Genomic DNA, 24,123 nt, shown 5'->3' with positions numbered 1-24,123 from the left:
CGATCCGAGGAGCAGGCCATGCCGTTCGACATCAGCCTGTCGTACCCGCAATGGCAGGGATCGGGGCGCCACACCGACCTTCCGCGCGGCGCGACAGCCGCAGCCGCCGTGTGCGCGCAATTCGCGCCGATGGTTCGCGTGCCGGTCGCTAGCGACGACGCGGCAGATGCGCATGGCGTGCATCGCTGGGACGCGATCTTCACGCAGTTCCGCAACGCGAAAGCCCTGCTCGCCCAGTCGAACGCCAGGCGCGTGCTGGCCGCCGGCGGCGACTGCGCGGTGGACGTCGCCGTGATCGATCACCTGCACGGGGTGCACCCCGGGCTGCAGGTGATCTGGATGGACGCCCATCTCGACGCGAACACACCCGAGACCTCGCCCAGCGGCAACTTCCACGGCATGCCGGTGAGCGCGATCCTTGGTCGCGCACCGGCACCGATGCGCGAGTTGATGGGCCCGCCCATCGATCCCGCGCGATTCCGCTACGTCGGAATCCGCGTCGGCGATGAAGGCGACTGGGCGCTGCAGCGCGAACTGGCCTTGAGGCAACTGGATCCGCAGGAGGCGATCCGTGGCCCGGTGCACATCCACTTCGACCTGGACGTGCTGGACCCGCGCGAGTTTCCGCACATCGCGTATCCCGAAGGCGGGCTGGGCGTCGACGACGCCGTGGCGCTGGTCGCCCGCATCGCGCGCGAGGCCGACCTCGTCGGCTTCACCGTGACCGAATTCGCGCCCGTCGACGACGAGGCGGCGCGCGATGGCAGCCGCGTGATCCAGCGCCTCTGCGAGGCAGCCGCCGGCCGGTAACCGGCGTGCTTTGAAATGCCTGCGAATGGCCCGATGCAAGCGGTTCAAGGCAGAATCGCGTTCGCAATCCCTGATCTGGCACCACATGCGCATTGGAATCGACTTCGGCACGAGCTATTCGGCCGCCGGCGCCGTTATCGACGGCGAACTTCACCTGATCCGTTTCGGCAACGAGCTGCAGTTCCGCACCACGGTGTTCTTCCCGCAGCGGCTGCCGGACCTGTCCGAGTTCGAGCTGACCGACGCCTTGCACGATGAAGTCCGCCGGCTTGTCGGGGAATTCAAGCGCGACCAGGCGCGGCAGCATGCGGAACTTCGCGCGCGTCGCGAGGAAGCGATGAAGCGCCCCGAGCCGCAGCGGAGTGCCGAACTCGGCATGATCCCCTCGCCGCGCATGCGTTCGGACCTGGAATTCGAACGCGATGCGCGCGCGCTCGTGCGGCGCCGCTGGGCCGCCGAGGAAATGCGCAAGGCGATGCTGGAAGGCGTGGACCTGCAGCGTGCGCTGTACGGCGAGGAAGCCGTCGATGCCTTCATCGACGGCGGCGCTGGCCAGCTCGTCGTGTCGCCGAAGTCCATGCTCGGCTACAAGCTCGAAGCCCGTGCACGCGACACGCTGCTCGGCATCGCGACGCAGCTGCTGCGGCACATTCGCCTCACCGCAAGCGCGCAGCTGGGCACCGAAGTGCGCGCGGCGATACTCGGGCGTCCGGTGCGGTTCCGCAGTTCGATGAAGGAAGCCGGTGGCGTGCAGGCGCTGGAAATCCTCACCGACGCGGCCTACGCCGCCGGTTTCGACGAGGTCGAATTCCTCGAGGAACCCGCCGCCGCGGCGTACGGCTACCACGCGCAGACACGACGACCGCGTCGCACGCTGATCGTCGACATCGGCGGCGGCACGACGGACATGGCGCTGGCCGACGTCGGCGGCGCGACGGTCGCGCCGATCGTGCACGACTCCTGGGGCGAGCCGGTCGGCGGCACCGACGTGGATATCGAACTCAGCATGCGCGGCGTGATGCCGCTGTTCGGCAAGGGCGTGACCAACACGCCGGTGCACCGGTTCTACGAAGCCTCGGCGGTGCAGGACCTGCAACGCCAGGCGCGATTCCGCGAGACGTCGTTCGAGCATGTGGACGCGCCGTACGGCCAGCGCCTGGAGACGCTAAAGCAGCGCGGCCACACCGTGCGCCTCAACCGCGCCGTGGAACGCGCCAAGATCGCGCTGAGCGACATGCAGGACCTGACCGTGGATCTCGACTTCATCGAGGATGGCTTGGCTGCGCCGATCGACGCCGCGCGACTCAACGACGCAGCGTCTCCATTCCTCTATCAGCTGCGCACGTTGATGGAACGGGCGCGCGACCAACTCGAGCATCCGCCGGAGAGGGTGTACCTCACCGGTGGCATGTCGCGCTCGCCGTACGTACCTGCATTGGTCAGGACGATCTTCCCGGATGCGGAAGTGATCGCGGGCAATGCGTCGCTCGGCGTGGTGACAGGACTCGCTCACGCCGCGGCGGTCTGAAGGCCCCGTCCCACGGGGTTTCCAACGCTGCCTTCGCGCGCCTTTCACACCTCTGAATGTGCTTTCACGCACGATGGTACACAGTACAAGCAGACGCGACAGTACGACGGGAGTCGTGACGTCGACGGGCTGGCTGTGGCTGCACGTCGGCTCGACGCGCCCCTCGTTCGGACGCGTGGCACCCCAGTAAATCGGAGACGAAGGCCTATGCAGAGTCGTTCTGAAACGCAGAGCAGCACCGGTACGCGGATTTCCTCGGGCAACAGCGGGCTCGACGACATCCTGGGCGGAGGCCTCGACGCGGATCGGATGTATCTCTACGAAGGCAAGCCCGGCACCGGCAAGACCACGCTCGCGCTGGAATTCCTGCTGGAAGGCGCGCGCAACGGCGAGAAGGCGCTCTACATCTCGCTGTCCGAAACCGAAGCCGAACTCAAGCTCGTGGCGAGCCGCCACGGCTGGGATCTGAAAGGCGTGGAGATCTTCGAGCTCGTGCCGCCCGAGACCACGCTAGACCCGACGCACGAGCTCACCGTCCTGCATCCGGTGGAAGTGGAACTCGGCGAAACCACGAAGCTGATCCTCGATCGCGTGGCCGAACTCAACCCGAGTCGCGTGGTGATCGACAGCCTGTCGGAACTACGCCTGCTCGCGCAAAGCTCGCTGCGGTATCGCCGGCAGGTACTGGCGCTGAAGCACTTCTTCGCCAGCCGCAGCTGCACCGTGGTGTTGCTGGACGACATGTCGTCGGCACAGGACGACCTGCAGCTGCATTCGATCTCGCATGGCGTCGTGCTGCTGGAGCAGCTGGCGATCGAATACGGCGCCGAACGCCGCCGCCTGCGCGTCATCAAGATGCGCGGCATGGAATTCCGCGGCGGCTTCCACGACATGAAGATCCGCAAGGGCGGACTCGACATCTTTCCCAGGCTCGTCGCGGCCGAGCATCACAGCTCGTTCGTCGGCGAATTCACGCCGAGCGGCAACGCCGAACTCGACAAACTGCTCGGCGGCGGCCTGGAGCGCGGAACCAACGCACTGCTCATCGGCTCGGCCGGCGTCGGCAAATCCTCGCTCGCGCTCAGTTACGCCATCGCGGCCGCGCAGCGCGGCGAACGCGCGGCGTTCTTCGCCTTCGACGAAGGACGCGGGACGCTGGAAGCGCGTGCACGCACGCTCGGGATGGAGCTGCAGCCGGCCCTCGATTCGGGCCTCATCATCCTCCAGCAGATAGATCCGGCCGAGATGTCGCCGGGCGAATTCGCCGCCATCGTGCGCAGGCGCGTGGACGAGGACGGCGTGCGCGTGGTGGTGATCGACAGCCTCAACGGCTATCTCAACGCGATGCCGGACGGACGGTTCCTGATCCTGCAGATGCATGAACTGCTGACCTACCTCGGCCAGCAGGGCATCCTCACGATCCTGATCCTCGCGCAGCACGGCATGGTCGGTCCGGCCGACACGCCGCTGGACATCAGCTACCTCAGCGACGCCGTGTTGATGCTACGGTTCTTCGAATACGCGGGCACCGTGAGGCGGGCACTGTCGGTGGTGAAGAAGCGAAGCGGCCATCACGAGCACACGATCCGCGAGTTCCAGCTGAGCGGCAGCGGCCTGTTGCTGGGTCCGCCCCTGCGCGATTTCCACGGGGTTTTCTCGGGTACGCCGTCCTATACGGGCGGCGACGAGCCGCTGCTGCATGGCGCCCATGGAACCGACTGAGTCCCTGCAGGAGGTCGTGCTGATCTTCGCGCCCACCGGGCGCGACGCGACCTCCGCTTCGGAACTGCTCCAGCGCGCCGGCATCGCCACGCGCATCTGCGGCAGCTACGACGCGCTGTTGGCCGACATCGAACAAGGCGCCGGCATCGCATTCGTCGCCGAGGAAGGCCTGTTCGGCCAGGCGCTCGACCGCCTGGCCGACCTGGTGCAACGCCAGCCCGCGTGGTCCGACCTGCCCTTCGTCATGCTTACCAGCCGCCACGACCATCCGCGCGTGGCGGCATGGCGCAAGCAGCAGATCGAGCGCCTCGGCAACGTGTCGCTGATCGAACGGCCCGTGCAGCCGATCACGCTGGTCAGCGTGATGCAGGCGGCGTTGCGCGCGCGAAAGCGGCAGTTCGAGATCCGTGCGCTGCTGCTCGCACGTGAGGCGGCCGCCGCGCAGCTCGAGACGCTGGTCGACGTACGCACCGCGCAGCTGCAAGCCGTGAATACCCAGCTTCGCGACGAAATGGTCGAGCGCGCGCGCGTCGAGGAAACGCTGCGGCACGCGCAGAAACTCGAGGCGCTCGGGCAGCTCACCGGCGGCGTCGCGCACGACTTCAACAACCTGCTGATGGTGATCACCGCCGGACTCGACATGCTCGAGCTCCACGACGATCCGGAACGTCGCGGCAAGCTGGTGCGCGCGATGCAGCAGGCCGCGCAGCGTGGCGCGGGCCTGACGCGCCAGTTGCTCGCGTTCTCGCGCAGCCGTGCGCTGCGCCCGGAGACGGTGAACCTGTCGACGCTCATCGGCAACATGTCAGAACTGCTCGACCGCAGCCTGCGCGGCGACATCAAGGTCAACGTCGAACTCGCGCAGGATCTGTGGCCGGTCGTGGCCGATCCGGGCGAACTGGAACTGGTCATCCTCAATCTCGCCGTGAACGCACGCGACGCGATCAGCGGCAGCGGCGTGATCACGATCACCGGCAGGAACGCGCGCCAGGTCATCGAGGGCATCGAAGGCGACTTCGTCAACCTCACGGTGCGCGACACCGGTTCGGGCATGACGGACGAAGTGAAGGCGCGCGTGTTCGAACCGTTCTTCACCACGAAGGACGTCGGCAAGGGGTCGGGCCTCGGCCTGGCGCAGGTGTACGGGTTCGCCAAGCAGAGCGGCGGCGCCGTGACGATCGACTCGGTCGTCGGCGAAGGAACGCGGATCACGCTCTGCCTTCCCCGCTCGCACGAGCTCGCCGAGCACGAAGCCATCCAGGCGCATCACCGCATCGACGTGTCGTCCACGCCGGAGCGATGCGTGCTGCTGGTCGAGGACGACGTCGAGGTGGCGGCGCTGGTGGAACAGATGTTGCGCGGCATCGGCTACGACGTGATCCATGCGACCAGCGCGACCGCGGCGCTCGGCGCGCTGGCGGACGATCGCCGCGTGGACCTGGTGTTCTCCGACATCATGATGCCCGGTGGCACCAACGGCATCGCGCTGGCGAAGCAGATCCGCAAGCGGCGCCCGGCATTGCCGGTGCTGCTGACCAGCGGGTTTTCCGAAGCGATGCGCGGCGAGGCCGAGGCGCTGGGCATCTCGATACTTCGCAAGCCATACGGCCTCAACGAACTGCGCGCGGCCATCGAGCACCACGTTCCGGCACCCGCGGTTTCATAGGTTCGCGCCACGCTCCGACACTACGGGAGGCACCGATGTCCGCTCAGGAACCCGCCGTCACCTCGCCGCTTGCGTCCACGTCCAACGAGCTTGCCTCGCGCCGCACCGGGATGGCGTTCCAGCGAACGCGCCTGGCCGCCGACCGCACGCTGATGGCGGTGATCCGCACGTCGTTGTCGCTGCTCAGCTTCGGCTTCACCATCCACAAGGTGTTCGACCAGCTGAAGGAAACCGGCATGATCGCGCATGCGGCGTCGGGCCGGAACTTCGGCCTGTCGCTCGCGCTCATCGGTGCGCTGGTGCTGACGATGGGCATCGTCTACCACGCGTGGTTCATGTATGCGCTGCGCAGACAGCGCGATGCGATGCGCGCCGAAGGGGTGCTGCATGCGCAGAGTCCGTTCCCGCCGTCGATGACGCTGATCACGGCGCTGCTGCTTCTCGCCCTGGGCGTCGTCACCGTCGTCAGCATGATCTATCGCGTGGGACCGTTCGCGTGAGCGCAACCTTCCAACGATCGTCATGTCCGCGCAAGCGCACCACGGCGCGCGCAATCGACAAACCAAGTGGTGGCAGGTGTTGCGTTCGCAGGCTACAGTGACCTGACACCTCCTTGGCCCTTCCGCGGTTCATCCGCGACGACCCGACGGCGAGGTCTGCCATGATCCAACCCCTCTTCCGTGCGACGCCTCCGCGCCGCACCCTGCTGGCCGCCGATCTTTCCGGCGGTCCGGCACGTGCGTTCGATCGCGCCGCGCACTGCCGATGACGTCGATGTCGCTCCTCGCGCTCGTCGCCCTGCCCTTCATCGGCAGCCTGCTTGCCGCCGTCCTGCCGACACGCTCGCGCACGCTGATCGCGGCGTTCGCCGGGATGATCGCGGCCGTCGTGTCCGTCGTGCTGCTCACCTCGTTCCCGATGGTGCGCGGCGGCGGCGTGATCCGCGAGACGATCCACTGGATGCCGTCGATCGGCCTCGACCTCGCGTTCCGCCTCGACGGATTCGCGTGGATGTTCGCGGTGATGATCTCGGTCATCGGCGTGCTGGTCTGCCTGTACGCGCGCTACTACATGTCGCCGGAAGACCCGGCCGCGCGCTTCTACGCGATGCTGCTGGCCTTCATGGGCGCGATGCTCGGCGTGGTGATGTCGGGCAACCTGCTGCAGCTGGTGGTGTTCTGGGAACTCACCAGCCTCGCCTCGTTCCTGCTCATCGGCTACTGGTACCACCGCACGGATGCGCAGCGCGGCGCGCGCATGGCACTGGTGGTGACCGGCGCCGGCGGGTTGTGCCTCCTCGCGGGCGTCGTGCTGCTGGGGCAGATCGTGGGCAGCTTTCAGCTCGACGACGTGCTCGCGTCTGGCGACAGGATCAAGGCGCACGCGTGGTATCCCGCGACGCTGGCGCTGATCGCGATCGGCGCCCTGACCAAGAGCGCGCAGTTCCCGTTCCACTTCTGGCTGCCGCGTGCGATGGCGGCGCCCACGCCGGTGTCGGCCTACCTGCATTCGGCGACGATGGTGAAGGCCGGCGTGTTCCTGCTCGCGCGGTTCTGGCCGGTGCTGTCGGGAACCGACGAATGGTTCTGGCTGATCGGCGGCGCGGGCGGCATCACGCTGCTGCTGGGCGCGTACCTGGCGATGTTCCAGAACGACCTCAAGCGCCTGCTCGCGTATTCGACGATCAGCCACCTCGGGCTGATCACGCTGCTGCTCGGCCTCAACAGCCCGCTGGCCGCGGTCGCGGCGGTGTTCCACATCATGAACCACGCGACGTTCAAGGCATCGCTGTTCATGGCCGCGGGCATCGTCGACCACGAGACCGGCACGCGCGATCTCCGCCGGCTCAACGGCCTGATCCGTTCGATGCCGCGCACCGGTGCGCTCGCGCTGATCGCCACGGCGGCGATGGCCGGCGTGCCGCTGCTCAACGGCTTCCTGTCGAAAGAGATGTTCTTCTCCGAGACGGTCTTCCTGTCCGCCTCGCCCGTCATCGAATGGACGTTGCCGGTGCTGGCGACGGTCGCCTCGCTGTTCGCGGTCGTGTATTCGCTGCGCTTCGGCTACGACATCTTTTTCGGCCCGCCCTCGACCGACCTTCCGCGCACGCCCGAAGAAGCACCGCGCTGGATGCGCATGCCGATCTTCTTCCTCGTGACCGCGTGCGTGATCGTCGGCGTCGCACCAACCTTCGCCATCGGCAAGGTGCTCGACGCCGCGGCGCTGCCGGTCGTCGGCGGCACGCTGCCCGCGTACAGCCTGGCGCTGTGGCATGGCTTCAACCTGCCGCTGGCGATGAGCCTGGTCGCCATCGGCGGCGGCATCGTCGGCTATGTGTGGCTGCGTGCGATGCAGGAACGCGGACGGCTCGTGCTTCCGCCGCTCATCTCGCGCTGGAACGGTCGCGAGCTGTTCGAATCGACCATGCTGGCGATCACGCGCGGCGCCCGCGACGTGCTGAACGCCTGCACCACGCGTCACCTGCAGCCGCAGCTGTTCATCGTCATCGCAACCAGCGTCGTGCTGGCGTCCTTCGCGGCGCGCGGCTTCACGCTGAGCTGGGGCGATCGACCGCGCGTCCCGGCGTCGTATGCTTTCGTCGTGTTGTGGATCATCGGGATGATCTGCGCCGTCGGCGCCGCCGCGACGGCGAAATACCACCGCCTCGTCGCGATCACGCTCATGGGCGGCGCGGGGCTCGTGACGTGCCTGACGTTCGCGTGGTTCTCCGCGCCCGACCTGGCGCTGACGCAGATCGTGGTGGAAGTGGTGACCACGATGCTGTTCCTGCTCGGCCTGCGCTGGCTGCCGATGCGCATGGAGAAACCGGGCGAACGCGCGACGCTGCGCGACCGCGCGCGCCGCGTGCGCGACCTGGCACTGGCGGTCGTCGTCGGCGGCGGCCTGGCGACGCTGTCGTTCGCGTTCCTCACGCGGCCGGCGCCGCAGAGCATCTCGCCGTTCTTCCTCGGCAACGCGCTGCCCGGCGGCGGCGGCGCCAACGTGGTGAACGTCATGCTGGTCGACTTCCGCGCGTTCGACACCATGGGCGAGATCACGGTGCTCGGCGCCGTGGGGCTCACCGTGTACGCGCTGCTGCGACGTTTCCGCCCGCCTGCCGAAAGCATCGCGCAACCCGACCAGCAACGCGCCGTGCCGCAGGAAAGCGCGACCGACCTGATGAAGCCGCGCCGTTCCGATGCGTTCGCGCGCGGTTACCTGCTGGTGCCGTCAGTCATCGCGCGACTGCTGATGCCGGTCGCGCTGGTCGTCGCCGCGCACTACTTCCTGCGCGGACACAACGAACCCGGCGGCGGCTTCGTCGCCGGCCTGATCGTCGCGATCGCGCTGCTGATGCAGTACATCGTGTCCGGCACGCGCTGGGTCGAGGCGCGCACGCGCGTGCGTCCTACGCGGTGGATCGCCATCGGCCTGCTGATCGCCGGGCTTACCGGGCTGGGATCGGTGGCGCTCGGTTATCCGTTCATGACCACCCACACCGCACACGTCACGCTGCCGGTGCTGGGCGAAGTCCACCTGCCGAGCGCGGCGTTCTTCGACCTGGCCGTGCTGGGCGTGGTGGTCGGATCGACGTTGCTGATCCTCACCGCGCTGGCGCATCAGTCCATCCGGAAACAGGCGCCCGCGCCGCATCCGTCGACCACCGGAGGCCGCCCCTGATGGAAATCCTGCTCGCACTGGTGATCGGCGTGCTCGGCGGTGCCGGCGTATGGCTCGTGTTGCGCCCGCGCACGTTCCAGGTCGTGATGGGACTCGTACTGCTGTCGTACGCGGTGAACCTCTTCATCTTCAGCATGGGCAGCCTGTCGATCGACCATCCGCCGATCGTGACGCCCGGACAGCCCGCCGACCTGCAGAACTACAGCGACCCGATGCCGCAGGCGCTGGTGCTGACGGCCATCGTCATCGGGTTCGCCACGACGGCGCTGTTCCTGGTCGTGCTGCTGGCCGCACGCGGCTTCAGCGGCACCGACCATGTCGATGGCGAGCAGGACGCACCATGAATCCGAACGCCGCATTGATCATCGCGCCCGTCGTCCTGCCGATGATGGCGGCGGCCGTGCTCCTGCTGATCCGCGATTCGCGCCGGCTGCGGGGATCGCTCGTCAACATCTTCGCCAGCTGCGCGGGCCTTGCCGCCGCCGTGGCGATCCTGTGGCACGTGAACCACGCGAAGGGGCCGGACGCGGTCGCGGTGCACCTGACGTCGAACTGGGCGGCGCCGTTCGGCATCGCGCTGGTCGCCGACCGGCTTTCGGCGCTGCTGCTCGTGGTCGTCGGCATCGTGGGCGTGGGCACGTCGCTGTACGCCGCGGCGGGCTGGTCGCGCACGGGCTCGTACTTCCATCCGCTGTTCCAGATCCTGCTGATGGGCATCAACGGCGCGTTCCTGACCGGCGACCTGTTCAACCTGTTCGTGTTCTTCGAAGTGATGCTCGCCGCGTCGTACGGCCTGCAGCTGCACGGTTCGGGATGGCAGCGCGTGCGTTCGGGCATGCACTACATCGCGATCAACCTGCTGGCGTCGTCGCTGTTCCTGATCGGGCTGGCGATCCTCTACGGCGTGATGGGCACGCTGTCGATGGCCGACGTTGCGGCGAAGGTGCCGCTGGTGCCGTTGTCCGACCGCGGCCTGCTGCACGCGGGCGCGGCGATCCTCGCGATGGCGTTCCTGATCAAGGCCGCGGTGTGGCCGCTCAACGCGTGGCTGGTGCCGGCGTACACGGCGGCGAGCACGCCGGTCGCGGCGTTGTTCGTGCTGATGACGAAGGTCGGCGTGTACGCGGTGCTGCGGCTGTGGATGCTGCTGTTCCCCGCGGTAGACGGCGCGGCTACCCAGTTCGGCGGACCGTTGCTGCTGGCGGCGGGGCTTGCGACGCTGGCGTTCGGCGCCATTGGCGTCCTCGCGTCGATCCGTCTGGACCGCATCGCCGCGTTCTCGGTGATCGTCACGTCCGGAACGCTGATGGCGTCCTTCGCCACCGGTTCGATCGCAGCCGCGGCCGCAGCGTTGTTCTACCTCATCAGTTCCACCTTCGCGGTGAGCGCGCTGTTCCTGATGGTCGAACCCGTGCAGCGCACGCGATCGGAACGGCATGCGCAGCGCCCGATCTACGACGCGATGCCGGACGAGGACGACAACCTCGACGACGAACAGCTGCCGCTGGTCGGGCGCGCATTCCCCGTGTCCGTCGCGGCACTGGGCCTGGCCTTCATGGCGTGTTCGCTGCTGGTCGCGGGATTGCCGCCGTTGTCGGGATTCCTGTCGAAGGCCGCGATCCTGACGGCGATCGTCGGCGACCAGGCGCACCCGGCCTCCAGCTCGACATGGATCCTGATGACGCTGCTGCTGTGCTCCAGCCTGTTCACGACGATCTCGCTGGTGCGCGCCGGCATCCGCCACTTCTGGGCGAGCGGCGGCCGCTTCGCGCCCCGGCTGAAGGTCGTCGAGAGCGGCGCCGTGCTGGTCCTGCTCGGTGCATGCGTGGCGCTTACGGTCTTCGCCGATCCGGTGCTGCGCTACACGACGGCCACGGCGACATACCTGCACGCGCCGCGCCCGTACGTGGACGCGGTGTTCGGCACGCCGCCGCGCCCGGGCCCGACCAAGCCGGAATACCCGCAGGTCGAGACGCCATGACCTTCCTTCGACGCCTCCTGCCCTCGCCCGCGCTGTCGGTCGCGCTGCTCGCGATCTGGCTGCTGCTGGCGCGCAGCGCTAGCGCCGGGCAGATTGTGCTCGGGCTGATCGTCGCGATCGGCGTGCCGGTGCTGGTGTCCAGCTTCTGGCCGCCGTCGCGCGCGCGCCATCCGTTCGCGATCCTGCGCTACACGCTGCTCATCTGCGGCGATGTCGTGCATTCCAACCTCGTCGTCGCGTGGGGCGTGGTGCGGTGGCGCTGGCATCGGCCGGCTCACCGTTTCGTCGTGATCCCGCTGGACCTGCGCGACCCGGTCGGACTGGCCGTGCTGTCGATGGTGACCACCGTCGTGCCGGGCACGGTGTGGTCGGAACTGGCGGTCGATCGCAGCGCGATGCTGCTGCACGTGTGGGACGCGCCGGACGAGGCAGACTTCGTCGCCCGCTTCAAGACGCGTTACGAGGCGCCGCTCCGGGAGATCTTCGAATGAGCACGCTGCTGTTCTACGCCATCGCCTTCACGCTGGGCTGCTACACGCTGGCATCGCTCATGGTGCTGGTGCGGCTGCTTCGCGGTCCGCGCGCGCAGGACCGCGTCTTCGCGCTGGACCTGCTGTACATGCAGGCGATGCTGGTGGTGCTGGTGATCGGCATCTTCCACCACAGCGACCTCTACTTCGAAGTCGCGCTGCTGATCGCGCTGTTCGGCTTCGTCAGCTCGGCGGGCATGGCGAAGTTCATCCTGCGCGGAGAGGTGATCGAATGAACGACGTGCCGTTCTGGCTCCAGATCGTCGTTGCTGCGCTGCTGGTCTGCAGCGGCGTATTCGTGGTGATCGGCGCGCTGGGGTTCCTGCGGCTGCCGGGCTTCTTCCTGCGCATGCATCCGCCGGCACTGACGTACACCATCGGCAGCTGGTGCGTGGCGCTGGCGGGCGTGCTGTATTTCTCGGCACTCGACGGGCGCCTGGCGCTGCATCCGCTGCTGGTCCCGGTGTTCCTGGCGATCACCGTTCCCGTCACGACGCTGCTGCTCGCGCGCGTGGCGCTGTTCCGCCGGCGGCTTGCAGGCACGGCGGATACGCCACCGACGCTGGGAGCATCCGACTCGTCGGCGAGCGGGGAACGACCGGCGCCCTGAGCGCCGAACCGCTACCCCAGCGACTTCCGCAGGTACGGCGCCGTGCGGCTGTCCTTCGCGCGGCTCACCTCGTCGGGCGTGCCGGCGGCGACGATGCGTCCGCCCTCCTCGCCCGCGCCCGGGCCCATGTCGATCACCCAGTCGCTGTCGGCTACCACGCGCATTTCGTGCTCGATGACCACGACCGTGTTGCCCGCATCGACCAGCCCGTGCAGCTGCGCCATCAACTTGTCGACGTCGGCGGCATGCAGTCCCGTCGTCGGCTCGTCGAGCACGTACAGCGTGTCGCCGCGCTGGCTGCGCTGGAGTTCGGAGGCGAGCTTGATGCGCTGCGCCTCGCCGCCCGACAGCTCCGTCGCCGGCTGTCCCAATCGCAGGTAGCCCAGGCCGATCTCGTGCAGCAAGGTCAGCGGTCGTTCGACGACGCTCTCGGCCTCGAAGAATGTCCGCGCTTCGTCGACCGTCATCGCCAGCACCTGCGCGATGTTGCGTCCGTTCCATTCGACTTCGAGCGTCTTCGCGTTGTAACGGCTGCCGTGGCAGGTTGGGCACGGCGCATAGACGCTCGGCATGAACAGCAGTTCGACGCTCACGAAGCCTTCGCCCTCGCAGGTTTCACAGCGCCCCTGCGCGACGTTGAAGGAGAACCGCCCCGCGCTGTAGCGCCGGGCCTTCGCGGTCTTCGTCGCCGCGAACAGCTTGCGCACGTGGTCGAACAGGCCGGTGTAGGTCGCCAGGTTCGAGCGCGGTGTGCGGCCGATCGGTTTCTGGTCGACGTTGACCAGACGGCGGATCGCATCGCTCCCGGCGCCGAGCCTTCCGACGGTGCGGACGATCGGGCCCATCGACGGCGCATCGCCCTCGCCTTCTTCCACCGCCGGTTCGTGGCCGAGGTGGTCGCCGACCAGTTCGACCAGCGCCTGGCTGACCAGGCTCGACTTGCCTGAGCCCGACACGCCCGTGACGGACGTGAACGCACCGATGGGGAATCGCGCGTCCACGCCGTGCAGGTTGTTGCGATGCACGCCGCGCAGTTCGAGCCAGCGCGTGGGCATGCGTGGCGTGCGTCGCACGGCGCGCGCGTCGAAGAGGTAGCGACGCGTCATCGACGGCTCGACGTTCGCGAGCCCCTTCGGCGGACCGCTATAGAGCACCTTGCCCCCGTGCTGGCCCGCGCCGGGGCCGACATCGACCAGCCAGTCGGCGCGCTGCATCAGGTCGAGGTCGTGTTCGACGACGAACAGCGTGTTGCCCGTGCCCTTGAGCTGGTCGAGCGCGTCGTACAGCGCCTCGCTGTCGGCCGGATGCAGCCCGGCCGACGGTTCGTCGAGCACGTACACCACGCCGAACAGGTTCGAGCGGATCTGCGTCGCCAGACGCAGCCGCTGCAGTTCGCCGGGCGACAGCGTCGGCGTCGGTCGATCCAGCGCAAGGTAGCCGAGCCCCAGTGCCTGCAGTGCGCCGATGCGTTCGATGAGGTCGTGCGCGATGCGCTGCGCGGCGATCCGCTTTTCCTCGGACAGATCGGGCGTGCGACGTACGTCGGAGCTTCCGGAATGCGCCGAGCCTCCCGATGCGACGCGCGTTTCGACATCCTTCCGGCTCGCCGCGCGAGTGCGCGTGCGCGTGTTCGTCGGCGCCTCGAAGTGGCCTTCGGCGGCGGGCTTCAGGGTCTGCGCGATGCGATCGAGCGACAGCTGCGACAGCGTGCCGATGTCCAGGCCGGCGAAGGTCACCGACAGCGCCTCGCGCTTGAGGCGTCGCCCGCCGCACACCGGGCACGGCGCGCCAGTCATGAAGCGCGACACGCGCTTCTTCATCAGCGCGCTCTGCGTAGTCGCGAAGGTGTGCAGCACGTAGCGGCGCGCGCCGGTGAAGGTGCCCATGTACGCCGGTTCGGTCTTGCGCTTGAGCGCCGTGCGTGTCTGCGCGGGCGTGAAGCCGGGATACACCGGCACCGTCGGCGTTTCCTCGGTGAAGAGGATCCAGTCGCGGTCCTTCTTCGGCAGCTGCGACCACGGGACATCGACGTCGTAGCCGAGCGTCACCAGGATGTCGCGCAGGTTCTGCCCGTGCCACGCCGGCGGCCACGACGCGATCGCCCGGTCGCGGATGCTGAGCGATGGATCGGGCACCATCGACTGCTCGGTGACGTCGTACACGCTGCCCAGGCCGTGGCAGTTCGGACACGCGCCCTGCGGCGTGTTGGGCGAGAAATCCTCCGCGAACAGCATCGGCTGCTTCGGCGGATACGTGCCGGCGCGCGAGTACAGCATGCGAAGCAGGCTCGACAGCGTCGTGATGCTGCCCACGGTCGAGCGCACGTTCGGGGTCCCACGCTGCTGTTGCAGCGCGACAGCCGGTGGCAGGCCTTCGATGGCATCCACGTCGGGCACGCCGACCTGGTCGATCAGGCGGCGCGCGTACGGCGACAGCGATTCGAGATAACGCCGCTGCGCCTCGGCGTACAGCGTGCCGAAGGCCAGCGACGACTTGCCCGAGCCCGACACGCCCGAAAACACCACCAGCGCGTCACGGGGTATGTCGACGTCCACCTCGCGCAGGTTGTGTTCGCGTGCGCCGCGAACACGCACGAAGGCGTCGGTGCCGTGGGGGTCGCGGTCGCGTCTGGCCATGCACCGGATTGGACACGGAGGCGTGCCGACGCACGGTGACGGTTACGGCGTCGACACCTCGGGAAGCAGGCCGCGCAGGATCGGCTCCAGCCTCGATATGCGGTACGGCTTCTGCACGATCGGAAATGCGCGGTACGGCTCCGGCAGACCCGATTGGCCGTAGCCGGTGGTGAACACGAACGGGATGCTGCGCGCCTTGAGCGCGTCGGCGACCGGATACGAGGCCGTGCCGGCAAGGTTGATGTCGACCACGGCGAGGTGGATCTCGTTCTGTTCGAGGATGGACAGCGCCTCCTCCACCGTCGCGGCGATCGGAGGCACCGCGTAGCCCAGCCGCACCAGGTGGGCTTCCAGCATCGAGGCGATGAGGAACTCGTCCTCGACGATCAGTACGCGCAATTCCATCGCGGCCTGCACTCTATGGACTCGTGAAGGGAATGACGATGTCGCATCGCAGCCCATCGCGTTCGAATGCCAGCGTCGCCTCGCCGCCCAGATCGTGCTTGAGGCCGCGCCGAAGCAGCGTCGAGCCGAAGCCGAACTGCGTTGGGGGCGTGACCTCGGGGCCACCCGTCTCCTTCCAGTGCAGCCGTACGGCGCTACGCGTCGCATCGAACTCCCAATGGATGCCGACGCGCCCTCCCGGCACCGACAACGCGCCGTGCTTGATCGCGTTGGTGCAGAGTTCGTGCAGCGCCATCGCCAGCGCCACGGTCCGCCGTGGTTCGAGGATGGCGGTCGGGCCCGTGATGTCGAACCGTTCGCCCGCACGCTGCTGGAACAGGCTGGCGGCGCCTTCGACGATGTCGGCGATGTCGGCGCCCTGCCAGTTCTCGCGCGTGAGGATGTTGTGCGCATCCGACAACGCGAGCAGGCGGGATTCGATCTTCTCCCGCGCTTCGTCTGGATCCGGCGCGCCGTCGAGCGTCTGGAACACGAGCGACTGCACCATCGCCAGCGTGTTCTTCACGCGGTGGTTGAGCTCGTTGACCATCAGCTGCATGTGCTTTTCGTGTTCCTGCCGCTCGGTCACGTCGCGCGTGGTGCCTGCGATGGCCTCCACGCGTCCTTCGGGATCGAACACCGGGGTGAAGATGTAGTCGTAGATCCGCACGCCCTTGGTCGTATGCGGGAACGGAACGTCGCCGCGGATCGGCCGGCCCGTCGCGATGACCTGTTCGATCTCGCGGTCGTGCATGGCGGCGTGCCACGGCTCGTAGCCCAGTTCGAGGCAGGTCTTGCCGATCGCGTCGTCCCAGCTGCGGCCCCACATCGTCAGCAGCGCGTCGTTGGCGTAGATGAAGCGGTGATGGAGATCGAAGACGTAGACCAGGTCGGGCGTCGCCTGCATGATCGCCTCGTAAAGGCGCAGCTTCGCCGATGCGGCGGCGGGATCGTACGCGTGCGCGAGGTCGTTCATGTTCCTCAGGATCGCATGCAGCGGCCCATTCACCGTGAAGGCGCGGGCGTGGTCGTGATGGCGGTCGCGTCCGTGCTGCGGGCGGTGCGAGCGGTCAGCCCGGTGCCGTGCCGCGGGGTTTGGGACGCTGCGCGAGCCATCGGTCCAGCTGGTTCGCGAAGGCCTGCCGGTCCCGCGCATGGAACGCCGGCGGGCCACCGGTCTGCACGCCGGCACCGCGCAGTTCCTCCATGAAATTGCGCATCGACAGGCGCTCGGCCATGTTCTCGGGGCTGTAGCGTTCGCCGCGTGGATTGACGGCCACGCCGCCCTTCTCGATCACGCGCGCCGCCAGCGGGATGTCCTGCGTCACCACCAGGTCGCCGGCCTGCATGCGCTCGACGATCTCGCTGTCGGCCACGTCGAACCCGCCCTGCACCTGCAACGAGCGGATGAACCGAGACGACGGGCAGCGGATCCACTGGTTCGCGACGAGCGTGACCTGGACCTGCGCGCGCTCGGCCGCACGGAACAGGATGTCCTTGATCACGCCGGGGCACGCATCGGCATCGACCCAGACCTGAGGGTGCGTAATTTCGGACTCGCTCATCGGCGCATCGGTGGTGGGCATGGAAACGGCGGCCAGCTTGACCGATCCGGCGGCGGTTGTCTGAACATTCCGCTCAGCACATCACGTGGCAAATGCACCGCGCTGGCTAGCGTCACCGCTCCCCCGAACCACAATGCCATGCGTATGGATCTTCCCGCTCAGACCCTTCCCGCCGGCTGGCGCATCGAAGCGCGCAGCCCGACTTCGACGCGCTTCGAGGATTGCGCGATCCGCATCACCAGCCCGAACGGCGAGGTTGTCGAGTACCTCGCGCGTCCGTACCAGGTCGAATGCGAGGTCACCCGGCAGCTCGCCGAAGCGCTCGGCACGACGCAGTCCGCCGCGGCGGCTTGATGCAGTCGAACGCGGGCCACGTGCCCGCGTTCAGCCGCGCTGGAAGTACTCGCGCACCTTGGCCGCCACCGGTCCCACCGCCTGGACCGCGGCGCGGAGCTCTTCCTCGGTGACGTCCAGCGCCTGCGTCCAGTAGCGGACCTCGTGTTCCTGGTGGACGTTGATGCGGGAGCGGTCCGGCTCCCCGCGCGTGTTCGTGCTGTCGCTCATGGCGTACCTCCGGTGGGGGAGTCGCCAGCGTATGGACCGGGATGTGAGCACGGAGCCAACGGCCTGCCCCCCCTCTGCGCAGGCTTGCGGTGTCCGGCCCGCCGCCCCCGCTGCGTTGCTTCAGCTGAACTCACCAGGGGGAATTCGCCATGACCTGTCGCCTGCCGCTGACCGTGCTTCTGCTGGGCGTTGGACTCTCCGGGTCGGTGCTTTGCGCGCCGCTCGACACCGCGACCGCGGCCAGGGACGATTTCGCGAGGACGCGCTTCGAATTCCTCGATGCGAACCGCGACGGCGTCCTGAGCAAGTACGAGTACGACAGCGATGTCGTGTTCGAGACGGCGGACCGCAACCGCGACCAGTTGCTGTCCGCCGACGAATTGCGGGCCGCGATCGGGCCGCAGCCGGCCGATGCGCCGACCGCGCCGGAACGGATGATCGCGGTCGACCTGGACCGCGATGGCCAGCTCGACGACGCCGAACTGCGCCGCGCGCTCGAGATGCGCTTCAGCTGGCTCGATCGCAACGCCGACGGCGGCCTGGACTTCGATGAAATGAAGGCCGGCGTCGGCGCCCGCGTACGCCCTTGACGCGGCTCAGCCCCAGCTGGACACGTCCTGGCGATAGCCCATCGCCTGCTGCAGTTGTTCGGTGAGCTTGCGCGCGCCCTCGTCGGGACGATGCACGAACCGGATCTGCAGGCCCTGCGGGCTGGTGATGATGAGCGTGCAGTTCGGCCATCCACAGGACGGGCCGTGCACTTCCATTCGCCAGTCCGGGGGCAACGTGCGCAGGACTTCGTTCATGGTCGACTCCATTGGATCTCCGTCCAGGCTCACAGCCGGTTGTTGAGGATTTCGCCCGCGCGCACGTCCTCGGCGATCTGCTCGGGCCGTGCGATGCGAAGCGTCGGATCGCCCTGCTCGCGCACGTGTTGCGCCGCGAACAGGTCGGCCTGCAGCTCGCGCGTGATCTCGCACGCGAACTGGAAAGGCTTGTGGACGAAAGTGATTTCCTGTCCGTGCGGACTGGTCAATCGGAGGCCGCATTCGCGCCTGTCGCGCGACGGAGGCAATGCTTCGAGGCGCCAACCTGGCGGAAGGCACTGGATGGTGAGGTTCATGGTTGCGCTGCTCCCTGTGCAGTCGGCAAGAACGTAATGGAGCAAACGCACGTTCCGCGTGAAGCCAGCCATGCGTCTTCACACTCGCGGCCGGTATCACCGGGGCTCCACATTTTTCCGACGCATTTCCGACAACATCGGTCGCTAGGATCGCGGGAGGGGAGCTGCGAGACGAGGTGACCAGCCATGCGTTGCTCGTGCTCGATGTTGTTCGTCGAAGACAACTACCTGCTCGCGCAATCGGCCGTGGACGCACTGGGCGACGTCGGAATGCGCGTGCATCCGGTGCCCGATGCGAAGTCGGCACTGGATCTGTTCGAACGCACGCCTTTCGACTGCGCGGTGATCGACGTCGAACTTCCCGGGGGGATCGACGGCGTGGAACTCGCGCGCCGGATCCGGCAGATGCGTCCCGGATTCCCCATCGTGCTGGCGACCGGCTACGACGCGACGCAATGCCGCGCGCCCGCCGACATGCCGGTCTTCCAGAAGCCGTACCGCTTCGAGGACATCGCCGCGTTCGTATGCGGCCCGGCGCGGCTGGGGCGCTGATCGAGGCGACGCCGGCAGCGGAGGCGACAAACGCCTAGAATGCCGGCTCCGTTTTTCGCCCAAGGCAACCGCACATGGCGCTCAAGGCGACCGTGGTCAAGGCCGAGCTGCAAGTCAGCGACCTCGACCGGCATCACTACGCGACCTACCCGCTCACTCTCGCCCAGCATCCGTCGGAGACCGACGAGCGGCTGATGGTGCGCCTGGTCGCATTCGCACTGTTCGCCAGCGAACGGCTGGAATTCGGCAAGGGCCTGAGCAACGAGGAAGAACCCGATCTCTGGCGCCGCGACTACACCGGCGACATCGAGCAATGGATCGATCTGGGCCAACCCGACGAATCGCGCATCCGCAAGGCCTGCGGCCGCGCGCGGCAGGTGGTCGTCGTGAACTACGGCGGCCGCGCCGCCGACGTGTGGTGGGAGAAGAACGCAGTCGCGTTGTCGCGCCTTTCCAACCTCACCGTCATCGACATCGACGCCGACACGGTCGAAGCGCTGGGCGCGGCGATCGAACGCAGCATGCGGTTCAACGCGCTCATCCAGGACGGCGAACTGCAGCTGATGGGCGAGAACGGCGTGATCACCTTCCGCCCGCGCATCCGCATCGCACCGGCGGCGCAAGCCGCCTGACGGCATGGGCGGGCACTACGACGTCATCATCGTCGGCGGTGGCGCCGCGGGTTTGATGTGCGCGCTGACCGCGGGCCATCGTGGCCGGCGCGTGCTGGTGATCGAACACGCCAACCGCGTCGGCAAGAAGATCCTGATGTCCGGTGGCGGGCGCTGCAATTTCACCAACACCGGCGCGACGCCCGCCAATTACCTGTCGGCGAATCCGCATTTCTGCAAATCCGCGCTGGCCCGCTACACGCCGTGGCATTTCATCGACATGGTCGAACGCCACGGCATCGCGTACCACGAGAAGGAACTGGGGCAGCTGTTCTGCGACGAGTCGTCCAAGCTCATCGTGAAGATGCTGCTGGACGAATGCGCCGCGGCCGGCGTTCGCGTGGAAACCAGCTGCAGCATCGAGAAACTGGGGCACGGCGACAGCGACGAGGCGCGCTTCCGCGTGCACACGACGCGCGGGAATTTCTCCGCGCCATCGCTGGTCGTCGCGAGCGGCGGATTGTCGATCCCGAGCATGGGCGCGACCGGCTTCGGTTACGAACTCGCGCGCCAGTTCGGCCATGCGGTGCTGCCCACGCGCGCGGGTCTGGTCCCGCTGACGCTGAGCGGCAAGCATCAGGAACGACTCGCCGACCTGTCCGGCGTCGCGTTGCCGGTGACCGCGCGGTGCAACGGCGCGAGTTTCAGCAATTTCATGCTGGTGACGCATCGCGGCGTCAGCGGGCCATCGATCCTGCAGATCTCGTCGTTCTGGCAGCCCGGCGACGACCTGCGACTCGACCTGCTCCCCGGCCACGATGCGCTGGAAACCCTGCAGCAATGGCAGCGCGACCGTCCCGCGGCCGAGCTGAAGACGATGCTCGGCGAGGTGATGCCCAAGCGCTTCGCGCAACGGCTGTGCGAGCACTGGCTGACCAGCCGACCGATGAAGCAGTACAACGCGCCGCAGCTGCGCGAGATCGCCGCCGTGCTGTCCGACTGGGCGCTCGTCGCCAGCGGCACCGAGGGCTATCGGACCGCGGAAGTGACGCTCGGCGGCGTGGACACCGACGAAGTGTCGTCGAGCACGATGCAATCCAGGCGCGTGCCGGGCCTGTACTTCATCGGCGAGGTCGTCGACGTCACGGGGTGGCTGGGCGGTTACAACTTCCAGTGGGCGTGGGCCTCGGGCCACGCTGCCGGCAACGCGGTGTAGGCGTTCGCGCCCACACCGCGCAACGCCGCGTTCACCACACTTCGCAGCGATCCGCCTCCGCCCGCACCATCGGTGCATCGGCCTTGCACTGGAACGCTTCGCGGAACGCCGGCAGGTTCGACAGAGGCCCGTTCACGCGGTACTTCGCGATGGGATGCGGGTCGCCCTGCACCATCGTGCGCTGCGTTTCCATGCGCGTTTCATCGCCGCGCCACTGGCCCCATGCGAGGAAGAACTGCTGCTCGGGCGTGAAACCGTCGAGCGTCGGCTCCGGGCCCTTGCCCTCGCGCGACTTCTGGTACGCGCGGAAGGCGATCTTCGCGCCGGCGAGATCGCCGATGGATTCGCCCAGCACCAGCTTGCCGTTGTGGTGCACGCCCGGTTCGATGAAATAGCCCTCGAACTGCTTCACCACGCACTCGCCCTTCGCCTGGAACTGCTTGTTGTCGGCCGGCGTCCACCAGTTCGCGAGGCGGCCCTGCGCGTCGAACTGCGCGCCCTGATCATCGAAGCCGTGGCTGATTTCATGCCCGATGACGACGCCGATGGCGCCGTAGTTCACCGCGTCGGTGGCGTTCACGTCGAACGCCGGCGGCTGCAGGATGCCCGCCGGGAACACGATCTCGTTCTGTAGCGGGTTGTAGTACGCGTTCGACGTCGGAGGCGTCATTCCCCAGCGACTGCGGTCAGTCGGCTTGCCGACCTGGCCGCGGTTGTCGGCGACGTTCCAGCGCGATGCGGCGACGACGTTGTCCCAGGCCGAATCGCGCGAGACGACCACGCCGTCGTAGGTCTTGAACTTGTCCGGATACCCCAGCTTCGGGAAGAAGGTCGCGCGTTTTTCCAGCGCCTTCTTCTTCGTCGCCGGATCCATCCAGTCCAGTTCGTTGATGGTGTCGTCCATCGCCAGCAGGATGTTCTTCACCATCTCCTGCATGCGCGCCTTGGCTTCCGGCGGGAAGTACTTCTCGACGTACTTCTGCCCGAGCGCTTCGCCGAGCTGGTTGTCGGTGGCTTCGGCGCAACGCTTCCAGCGCGGCTTGATCTCGGTCGCGCCGGTGAGGAACTTGCCGTTGAAGGCGAAGTTCTCCTCGACGAACGGCTGCGACAACGAATCGGCGGCGGTGTTCAGCACGTGCCATTGCAGGTAGGTCTTCCACTGCGGAAGCGGCGTGGTCGCCAGTTCCCTGTCGACCTGCTGCACGAACTTCGGCTGCGTCACGTTCAACGCGTTGCGCGGCATCTTCGCGGCGTCGAAGTACGCGTTCCAGTCGAAATGCGGCGCGAGCTTCGACAGGGCGGCGAACGCGGTCGCGTTGTCCTGCAGCTTCGGATCGCGCAGCTGGACGTTGTCGAACGACGCCTCGGCCAGGCGTTTTTCGAAGGCGAACACGGTGTCGGCGTCCTGCTTCGCCTGCGCGGCGGGAACGCCGGACAGCTCGAACATCTTCGCCACGTGCGCGAGGTATTTCGCGCGGGCCTCGACGAAGCGCGGCTCGGGCTTGAGGTAGTAATCGCGGTCCGGCATGCCCAGGCCGCCGGCGTAGATGTGCGCGATGGTCTTCGATGGATCGTGCAGGTCCTCGCCGGCATAGACCTGGAAGGGCACGGCGACGCCGACGTCGTGCAGGCGACCGATCGTCTTCTGCAGGCCGGCCTTGTCGTCGATCGCCGCGATCTCGTTGAGCCACGGCTGCACCGGCTTGCTGCCGAGCGCGTCCACGCGCGACTCGTCCATGCACGCGGCGTAGAAATCGCCGGCGAGCTGGCCCGCGCTGCCCTTCGGCCAATCGGTCTTCGCCGACAGCTCGGTCAGGATGTCGCGGACGTGTTCCTTGTTCACTTCGCCGGATTGCCAGCGCCGGCTCCAGCGATCCATGTAGTTCGGGATCGGGTTCTGCTGGCGCCACGCGCCGTTGGCGTAGTCGAAGAAATCGGTGCAGGCATCGCCGTTGCGGTTGATGTCCTCGGGATGGATCCCGTGGACGGCACCGGCCGAGGCGGTGGTGGCGGCTGCGAGCAAGGCGACGAGCGGAAGGCTGGATCGGACCACGGCAACGCCCCTGGGTCTGGGTGGGTGCCGCCACTATAGCCACGGCGCGGGCTCGGGCCGGTGCCGGAAGTCCTGCACGTCCTCCCTTTCCACGGTCATCCCCGCCCTTTCCACCGTCATCCCCGCGAAGGCGGGGATCCAACCGTGCGGGCATCACGGCTTCCGTCGAGCATGATGTTCGCAGAGGTGGATTCCCGCCTGCGCGGGAATGCCCGCGACCGTGTCAGCCCCGCCGCGCCTTCTCGATCGCCGCGATGTCGATCTTGTGCATGGTCATCATCGCGTCGAACGCGCGCTTGGCTGCGGCCGGATCGGGATCGGTGATGGCCTCGATCAATGCACGCGGCGTGATCTGCCACGACAGGCCCCACTTGTCCTTGCACCATCCGCACGCGCTTTCCTGCCCGCCGTTGCCGACGATTGAGTTCCAGAGGCGGTCGGTTTCGGCTTGGTCGTCGGTGGCGACCTGGAACGAGAACGCTTCGTCTGGCTTAAACGTCGGCCCGCCGTTCAGACCGATGCACGGAATGCCCATCACCGTGAAGTTGACGGTCAACACATCGCCCTTCTTTCCGTCCGGGAAATCGCCCGGCGCATGGTGCACCGCATCGACCGAACTGTTGGGAAAGGTTTTGGCGTAGAACGTCGCAGCGTCGAGCGCGGTGCCGTCGTACCACAGGCAAACGGTGTTCTTCGGGATCGGCTTGCTGACCATCCGGGTTCTCCTTGAGCCAGGGACGTGAACCGCGGACGTTACCATCGCGGGCGCCCCACGCCGTGAGCACGGGATGACATTTCGCGGGGAACGCAACCGGCGCCCGGCGTTCCGGC

The 24,123-nt window shown here is 67.6% G+C and carries 25 protein-coding genes; 16 read left to right on the top strand and 9 right to left on the bottom strand.

Annotated elements, in window-relative coordinates:
- The first annotated feature begins 18 nt into the window (after positions 1–18).
- The 11 genes from ABIE51_RS09920 to ABIE51_RS09870 all read left to right on the top strand — a co-directional run bounded on the left by ABIE51_RS09920 (position 19) and on the right by ABIE51_RS09870 (position 12,528).
- Complete coding sequence (locus tag ABIE51_RS09920) at positions 19–810, top strand: arginase family protein (RefSeq protein ID WP_192630582.1); 792 nt, start codon at positions 19–21, stop codon at positions 808–810.
- A gap of 85 nt (positions 811–895) precedes the next feature.
- Positions 896–2,338, top strand: a complete 1,443-nt coding sequence (locus ABIE51_RS09915) for an Hsp70 family protein (protein ID WP_192630581.1) — start codon at positions 896–898, stop codon at positions 2,336–2,338.
- A 207-nt stretch (positions 2,339–2,545) separates the two neighbouring features.
- Entirely contained in the window at positions 2,546–4,060 is a 1,515-nt protein-coding gene (locus ABIE51_RS09910) for an ATPase domain-containing protein (protein ID WP_192630580.1), read from the top strand.
- Positions 4,047–5,726 (top strand): ATP-binding protein, encoded by a 1,680-nt coding sequence (locus ABIE51_RS09905; protein WP_192630579.1) that lies wholly within the window; start codon positions 4,047–4,049, stop codon positions 5,724–5,726. The genes ABIE51_RS09910 and ABIE51_RS09905 overlap by 14 nt, the downstream gene beginning before the upstream one ends.
- A gap of 35 nt (positions 5,727–5,761) precedes the next feature.
- Positions 5,762–6,226, top strand: coding sequence for a YidH family protein (locus tag ABIE51_RS09900; RefSeq protein ID WP_198173868.1), 465 nt, complete (start codon positions 5,762–5,764; stop codon positions 6,224–6,226).
- Positions 6,227–6,500: 274 nt separating this feature from the next.
- Positions 6,501–9,407 carry a monovalent cation/H+ antiporter subunit A gene (locus ABIE51_RS09895; RefSeq protein ID WP_192630578.1) on the top strand — a complete coding sequence of 969 codons (2,907 nt, stop codon included), beginning with the start codon at positions 6,501–6,503 and terminating at the stop codon, positions 9,405–9,407.
- Positions 9,407–9,751: a Na+/H+ antiporter subunit C gene (locus ABIE51_RS09890; RefSeq protein WP_115842131.1), complete on the top strand. Its 345-nt coding sequence runs from the start codon at positions 9,407–9,409 to the stop codon at positions 9,749–9,751. Before ABIE51_RS09895 ends, ABIE51_RS09890 begins: the two co-directional genes overlap by 1 nt.
- Complete coding sequence (locus ABIE51_RS09885; RefSeq protein ID WP_192630577.1) at positions 9,748–11,388, top strand: monovalent cation/H+ antiporter subunit D; 1,641 nt, start codon at positions 9,748–9,750, stop codon at positions 11,386–11,388. Before ABIE51_RS09890 ends, ABIE51_RS09885 begins: the two co-directional genes overlap by 4 nt.
- A complete protein-coding gene (locus ABIE51_RS09880; RefSeq protein ID WP_192630576.1) occupies positions 11,385–11,879 on the top strand; it encodes a Na+/H+ antiporter subunit E in 495 nt (164 codons plus the stop codon). The genes ABIE51_RS09885 and ABIE51_RS09880 overlap by 4 nt, the downstream gene beginning before the upstream one ends.
- On the top strand, positions 11,876–12,154 hold the full coding sequence (locus tag ABIE51_RS09875; RefSeq protein ID WP_192630575.1) for a K+/H+ antiporter subunit F: 279 nt from the start codon (positions 11,876–11,878) through the stop codon (positions 12,152–12,154). Before ABIE51_RS09880 ends, ABIE51_RS09875 begins: the two co-directional genes overlap by 4 nt.
- On the top strand, positions 12,151–12,528 hold the full coding sequence (locus ABIE51_RS09870) for a Na+/H+ antiporter subunit G (RefSeq protein WP_192630574.1): 378 nt from the start codon (positions 12,151–12,153) through the stop codon (positions 12,526–12,528). Before ABIE51_RS09875 ends, ABIE51_RS09870 begins: the two co-directional genes overlap by 4 nt.
- Before the next feature lie 11 nt (positions 12,529–12,539).
- Here the strand turns inward: ABIE51_RS09870 and ABIE51_RS09865 are convergent, their stop codons facing one another.
- The 4 genes from ABIE51_RS09865 to ABIE51_RS09850 form a co-directional block, all read right to left on the bottom strand.
- Entirely contained in the window at positions 12,540–15,164 is a 2,625-nt protein-coding gene (locus ABIE51_RS09865) for an excinuclease ABC subunit UvrA (protein ID WP_192630573.1), read from the bottom strand.
- A 42-nt stretch (positions 15,165–15,206) separates the two neighbouring features.
- Positions 15,207–15,569, bottom strand: a complete 363-nt coding sequence (locus ABIE51_RS09860; protein ID WP_192630572.1) for a response regulator — start codon at positions 15,567–15,569, stop codon at positions 15,207–15,209.
- A 13-nt stretch (positions 15,570–15,582) separates the two neighbouring features.
- Positions 15,583–16,584 carry a sensor histidine kinase gene (locus ABIE51_RS09855; protein ID WP_192630571.1) on the bottom strand — a complete coding sequence of 334 codons (1,002 nt, stop codon included), beginning with the start codon at positions 16,582–16,584 and terminating at the stop codon, positions 15,583–15,585.
- A 94-nt stretch (positions 16,585–16,678) separates the two neighbouring features.
- On the bottom strand, positions 16,679–17,173 hold the full coding sequence (locus tag ABIE51_RS09850; protein ID WP_354503954.1) for a YaiI/YqxD family protein: 495 nt from the start codon (positions 17,171–17,173) through the stop codon (positions 16,679–16,681).
- Between the two features lie 144 nt (positions 17,174–17,317).
- On the opposite strand from ABIE51_RS09850, the gene ABIE51_RS09845 reads away from it, so the two are divergent.
- Positions 17,318–17,527: a hypothetical protein gene (locus ABIE51_RS09845; RefSeq protein WP_115842124.1), complete on the top strand. Its 210-nt coding sequence runs from the start codon at positions 17,318–17,320 to the stop codon at positions 17,525–17,527.
- 30 nt (positions 17,528–17,557) lie between these two features.
- On the opposite strand, the gene ABIE51_RS09840 is transcribed toward ABIE51_RS09845, so the two are convergent.
- The gene (locus ABIE51_RS09840; protein WP_192630569.1) at positions 17,558–17,737 is read right to left on the bottom strand and encodes a DUF3606 domain-containing protein; all 180 of its coding nucleotides are present in this window, start codon (positions 17,735–17,737) and stop codon (positions 17,558–17,560) included.
- 149 nt (positions 17,738–17,886) lie between these two features.
- Between ABIE51_RS09840 and ABIE51_RS09835 the strand changes: the two genes are divergently transcribed.
- Positions 17,887–18,327 carry an EF-hand domain-containing protein gene (locus ABIE51_RS09835; RefSeq protein WP_192630568.1) on the top strand — a complete coding sequence of 147 codons (441 nt, stop codon included), beginning with the start codon at positions 17,887–17,889 and terminating at the stop codon, positions 18,325–18,327.
- A gap of 6 nt (positions 18,328–18,333) precedes the next feature.
- On the opposite strand, the gene ABIE51_RS09830 is transcribed toward ABIE51_RS09835, so the two are convergent.
- Positions 18,334–18,543 carry a hypothetical protein gene (locus ABIE51_RS09830; protein WP_147298605.1) on the bottom strand — a complete coding sequence of 70 codons (210 nt, stop codon included), beginning with the start codon at positions 18,541–18,543 and terminating at the stop codon, positions 18,334–18,336.
- A gap of 29 nt (positions 18,544–18,572) precedes the next feature.
- Positions 18,573–18,860: a hypothetical protein gene (locus ABIE51_RS09825; protein WP_115842120.1), complete on the bottom strand. Its 288-nt coding sequence runs from the start codon at positions 18,858–18,860 to the stop codon at positions 18,573–18,575.
- Between the two features lie 204 nt (positions 18,861–19,064).
- Between ABIE51_RS09825 and ABIE51_RS09820 the strand changes: the two genes are divergently transcribed.
- The 3 genes from ABIE51_RS09820 (at position 19,065) to ABIE51_RS09810 (ending at position 21,239) form a co-directional block, all read left to right on the top strand.
- Positions 19,065–19,412, top strand: coding sequence for a response regulator (locus ABIE51_RS09820; RefSeq protein ID WP_192630567.1), 348 nt, complete (start codon positions 19,065–19,067; stop codon positions 19,410–19,412).
- Positions 19,413–19,486: 74 nt separating this feature from the next.
- A complete protein-coding gene (locus ABIE51_RS09815) occupies positions 19,487–20,044 on the top strand; it encodes a YaeQ family protein (protein ID WP_192630566.1) in 558 nt (185 codons plus the stop codon).
- A gap of 4 nt (positions 20,045–20,048) precedes the next feature.
- The gene (locus ABIE51_RS09810) at positions 20,049–21,239 is read left to right on the top strand and encodes a BaiN/RdsA family NAD(P)/FAD-dependent oxidoreductase (RefSeq protein WP_115842117.1); all 1,191 of its coding nucleotides are present in this window, start codon (positions 20,049–20,051) and stop codon (positions 21,237–21,239) included.
- Positions 21,240–21,270: 31 nt separating this feature from the next.
- Here the strand turns inward: ABIE51_RS09810 and ABIE51_RS09805 are convergent, their stop codons facing one another.
- Together ABIE51_RS09805 and ABIE51_RS09800 are read right to left on the bottom strand one after the other, a co-directional pair.
- Positions 21,271–23,292, bottom strand: a complete 2,022-nt coding sequence (locus ABIE51_RS09805; protein WP_192630565.1) for a M13 family metallopeptidase — start codon at positions 23,290–23,292, stop codon at positions 21,271–21,273.
- A 223-nt stretch (positions 23,293–23,515) separates the two neighbouring features.
- The gene (locus ABIE51_RS09800) at positions 23,516–24,007 is read right to left on the bottom strand and encodes a VOC family protein (RefSeq protein WP_192631661.1); all 492 of its coding nucleotides are present in this window, start codon (positions 24,005–24,007) and stop codon (positions 23,516–23,518) included.
- Positions 24,008–24,123: the final 116 nt, after the last annotated feature.

Source organism: Lysobacter sp. OAE881 (assembly GCF_040546665.1).
Classification (GTDB): Bacteria; Pseudomonadota; Gammaproteobacteria; order Xanthomonadales; family Xanthomonadaceae; genus Lysobacter_J; species Lysobacter_J soli.
The sequence above is the reverse complement of the archived record's forward strand: the minus strand, read 5'-3'. Positions and strand labels throughout refer to the sequence as shown.

Coding starts and splice junctions, on each gene's coding strand:
- ABIE51_RS09920 (WP_192630582.1), top strand. CDS start 19: ATGCCGTTCGACATCAGCCTGTCGTACCCGCAATGGCAGGGATCGGGG.
- ABIE51_RS09915 (WP_192630581.1), top strand. CDS start 896: ATGCGCATTGGAATCGACTTCGGCACGAGCTATTCGGCCGCCGGCGCC.
- ABIE51_RS09910 (WP_192630580.1), top strand. CDS start 2,546: ATGCAGAGTCGTTCTGAAACGCAGAGCAGCACCGGTACGCGGATTTCC.
- ABIE51_RS09905 (WP_192630579.1), top strand. CDS start 4,047: ATGGAACCGACTGAGTCCCTGCAGGAGGTCGTGCTGATCTTCGCGCCC.
- ABIE51_RS09900 (WP_198173868.1), top strand. CDS start 5,762: ATGTCCGCTCAGGAACCCGCCGTCACCTCGCCGCTTGCGTCCACGTCC.
- ABIE51_RS09895 (WP_192630578.1), top strand. CDS start 6,501: ATGTCGCTCCTCGCGCTCGTCGCCCTGCCCTTCATCGGCAGCCTGCTT.
- ABIE51_RS09890 (WP_115842131.1), top strand. CDS start 9,407: ATGGAAATCCTGCTCGCACTGGTGATCGGCGTGCTCGGCGGTGCCGGC.
- ABIE51_RS09885 (WP_192630577.1), top strand. CDS start 9,748: ATGAATCCGAACGCCGCATTGATCATCGCGCCCGTCGTCCTGCCGATG.
- ABIE51_RS09880 (WP_192630576.1), top strand. CDS start 11,385: ATGACCTTCCTTCGACGCCTCCTGCCCTCGCCCGCGCTGTCGGTCGCG.
- ABIE51_RS09875 (WP_192630575.1), top strand. CDS start 11,876: ATGAGCACGCTGCTGTTCTACGCCATCGCCTTCACGCTGGGCTGCTAC.
- ABIE51_RS09870 (WP_192630574.1), top strand. CDS start 12,151: ATGAACGACGTGCCGTTCTGGCTCCAGATCGTCGTTGCTGCGCTGCTG.
- ABIE51_RS09865 (WP_192630573.1), bottom strand. CDS start 15,164: ATGGCCAGACGCGACCGCGACCCCCACGGCACCGACGCCTTCGTGCGT.
- ABIE51_RS09860 (WP_192630572.1), bottom strand. CDS start 15,569: ATGGAATTGCGCGTACTGATCGTCGAGGACGAGTTCCTCATCGCCTCG.
- ABIE51_RS09855 (WP_192630571.1), bottom strand. CDS start 16,584: ATGAACGACCTCGCGCACGCGTACGATCCCGCCGCCGCATCGGCGAAG.
- ABIE51_RS09850 (WP_354503954.1), bottom strand. CDS start 17,173: ATGAGCGAGTCCGAAATTACGCACCCTCAGGTCTGGGTCGATGCCGAT.
- ABIE51_RS09845 (WP_115842124.1), top strand. CDS start 17,318: ATGGATCTTCCCGCTCAGACCCTTCCCGCCGGCTGGCGCATCGAAGCG.
- ABIE51_RS09840 (WP_192630569.1), bottom strand. CDS start 17,737: ATGAGCGACAGCACGAACACGCGCGGGGAGCCGGACCGCTCCCGCATC.
- ABIE51_RS09835 (WP_192630568.1), top strand. CDS start 17,887: ATGACCTGTCGCCTGCCGCTGACCGTGCTTCTGCTGGGCGTTGGACTC.
- ABIE51_RS09830 (WP_147298605.1), bottom strand. CDS start 18,543: ATGAACGAAGTCCTGCGCACGTTGCCCCCGGACTGGCGAATGGAAGTG.
- ABIE51_RS09825 (WP_115842120.1), bottom strand. CDS start 18,860: ATGAACCTCACCATCCAGTGCCTTCCGCCAGGTTGGCGCCTCGAAGCA.
- ABIE51_RS09820 (WP_192630567.1), top strand. CDS start 19,065: ATGTTGTTCGTCGAAGACAACTACCTGCTCGCGCAATCGGCCGTGGAC.
- ABIE51_RS09815 (WP_192630566.1), top strand. CDS start 19,487: ATGGCGCTCAAGGCGACCGTGGTCAAGGCCGAGCTGCAAGTCAGCGAC.
- ABIE51_RS09810 (WP_115842117.1), top strand. CDS start 20,049: ATGGGCGGGCACTACGACGTCATCATCGTCGGCGGTGGCGCCGCGGGT.
- ABIE51_RS09800 (WP_192631661.1), bottom strand. CDS start 24,007: ATGGTCAGCAAGCCGATCCCGAAGAACACCGTTTGCCTGTGGTACGAC.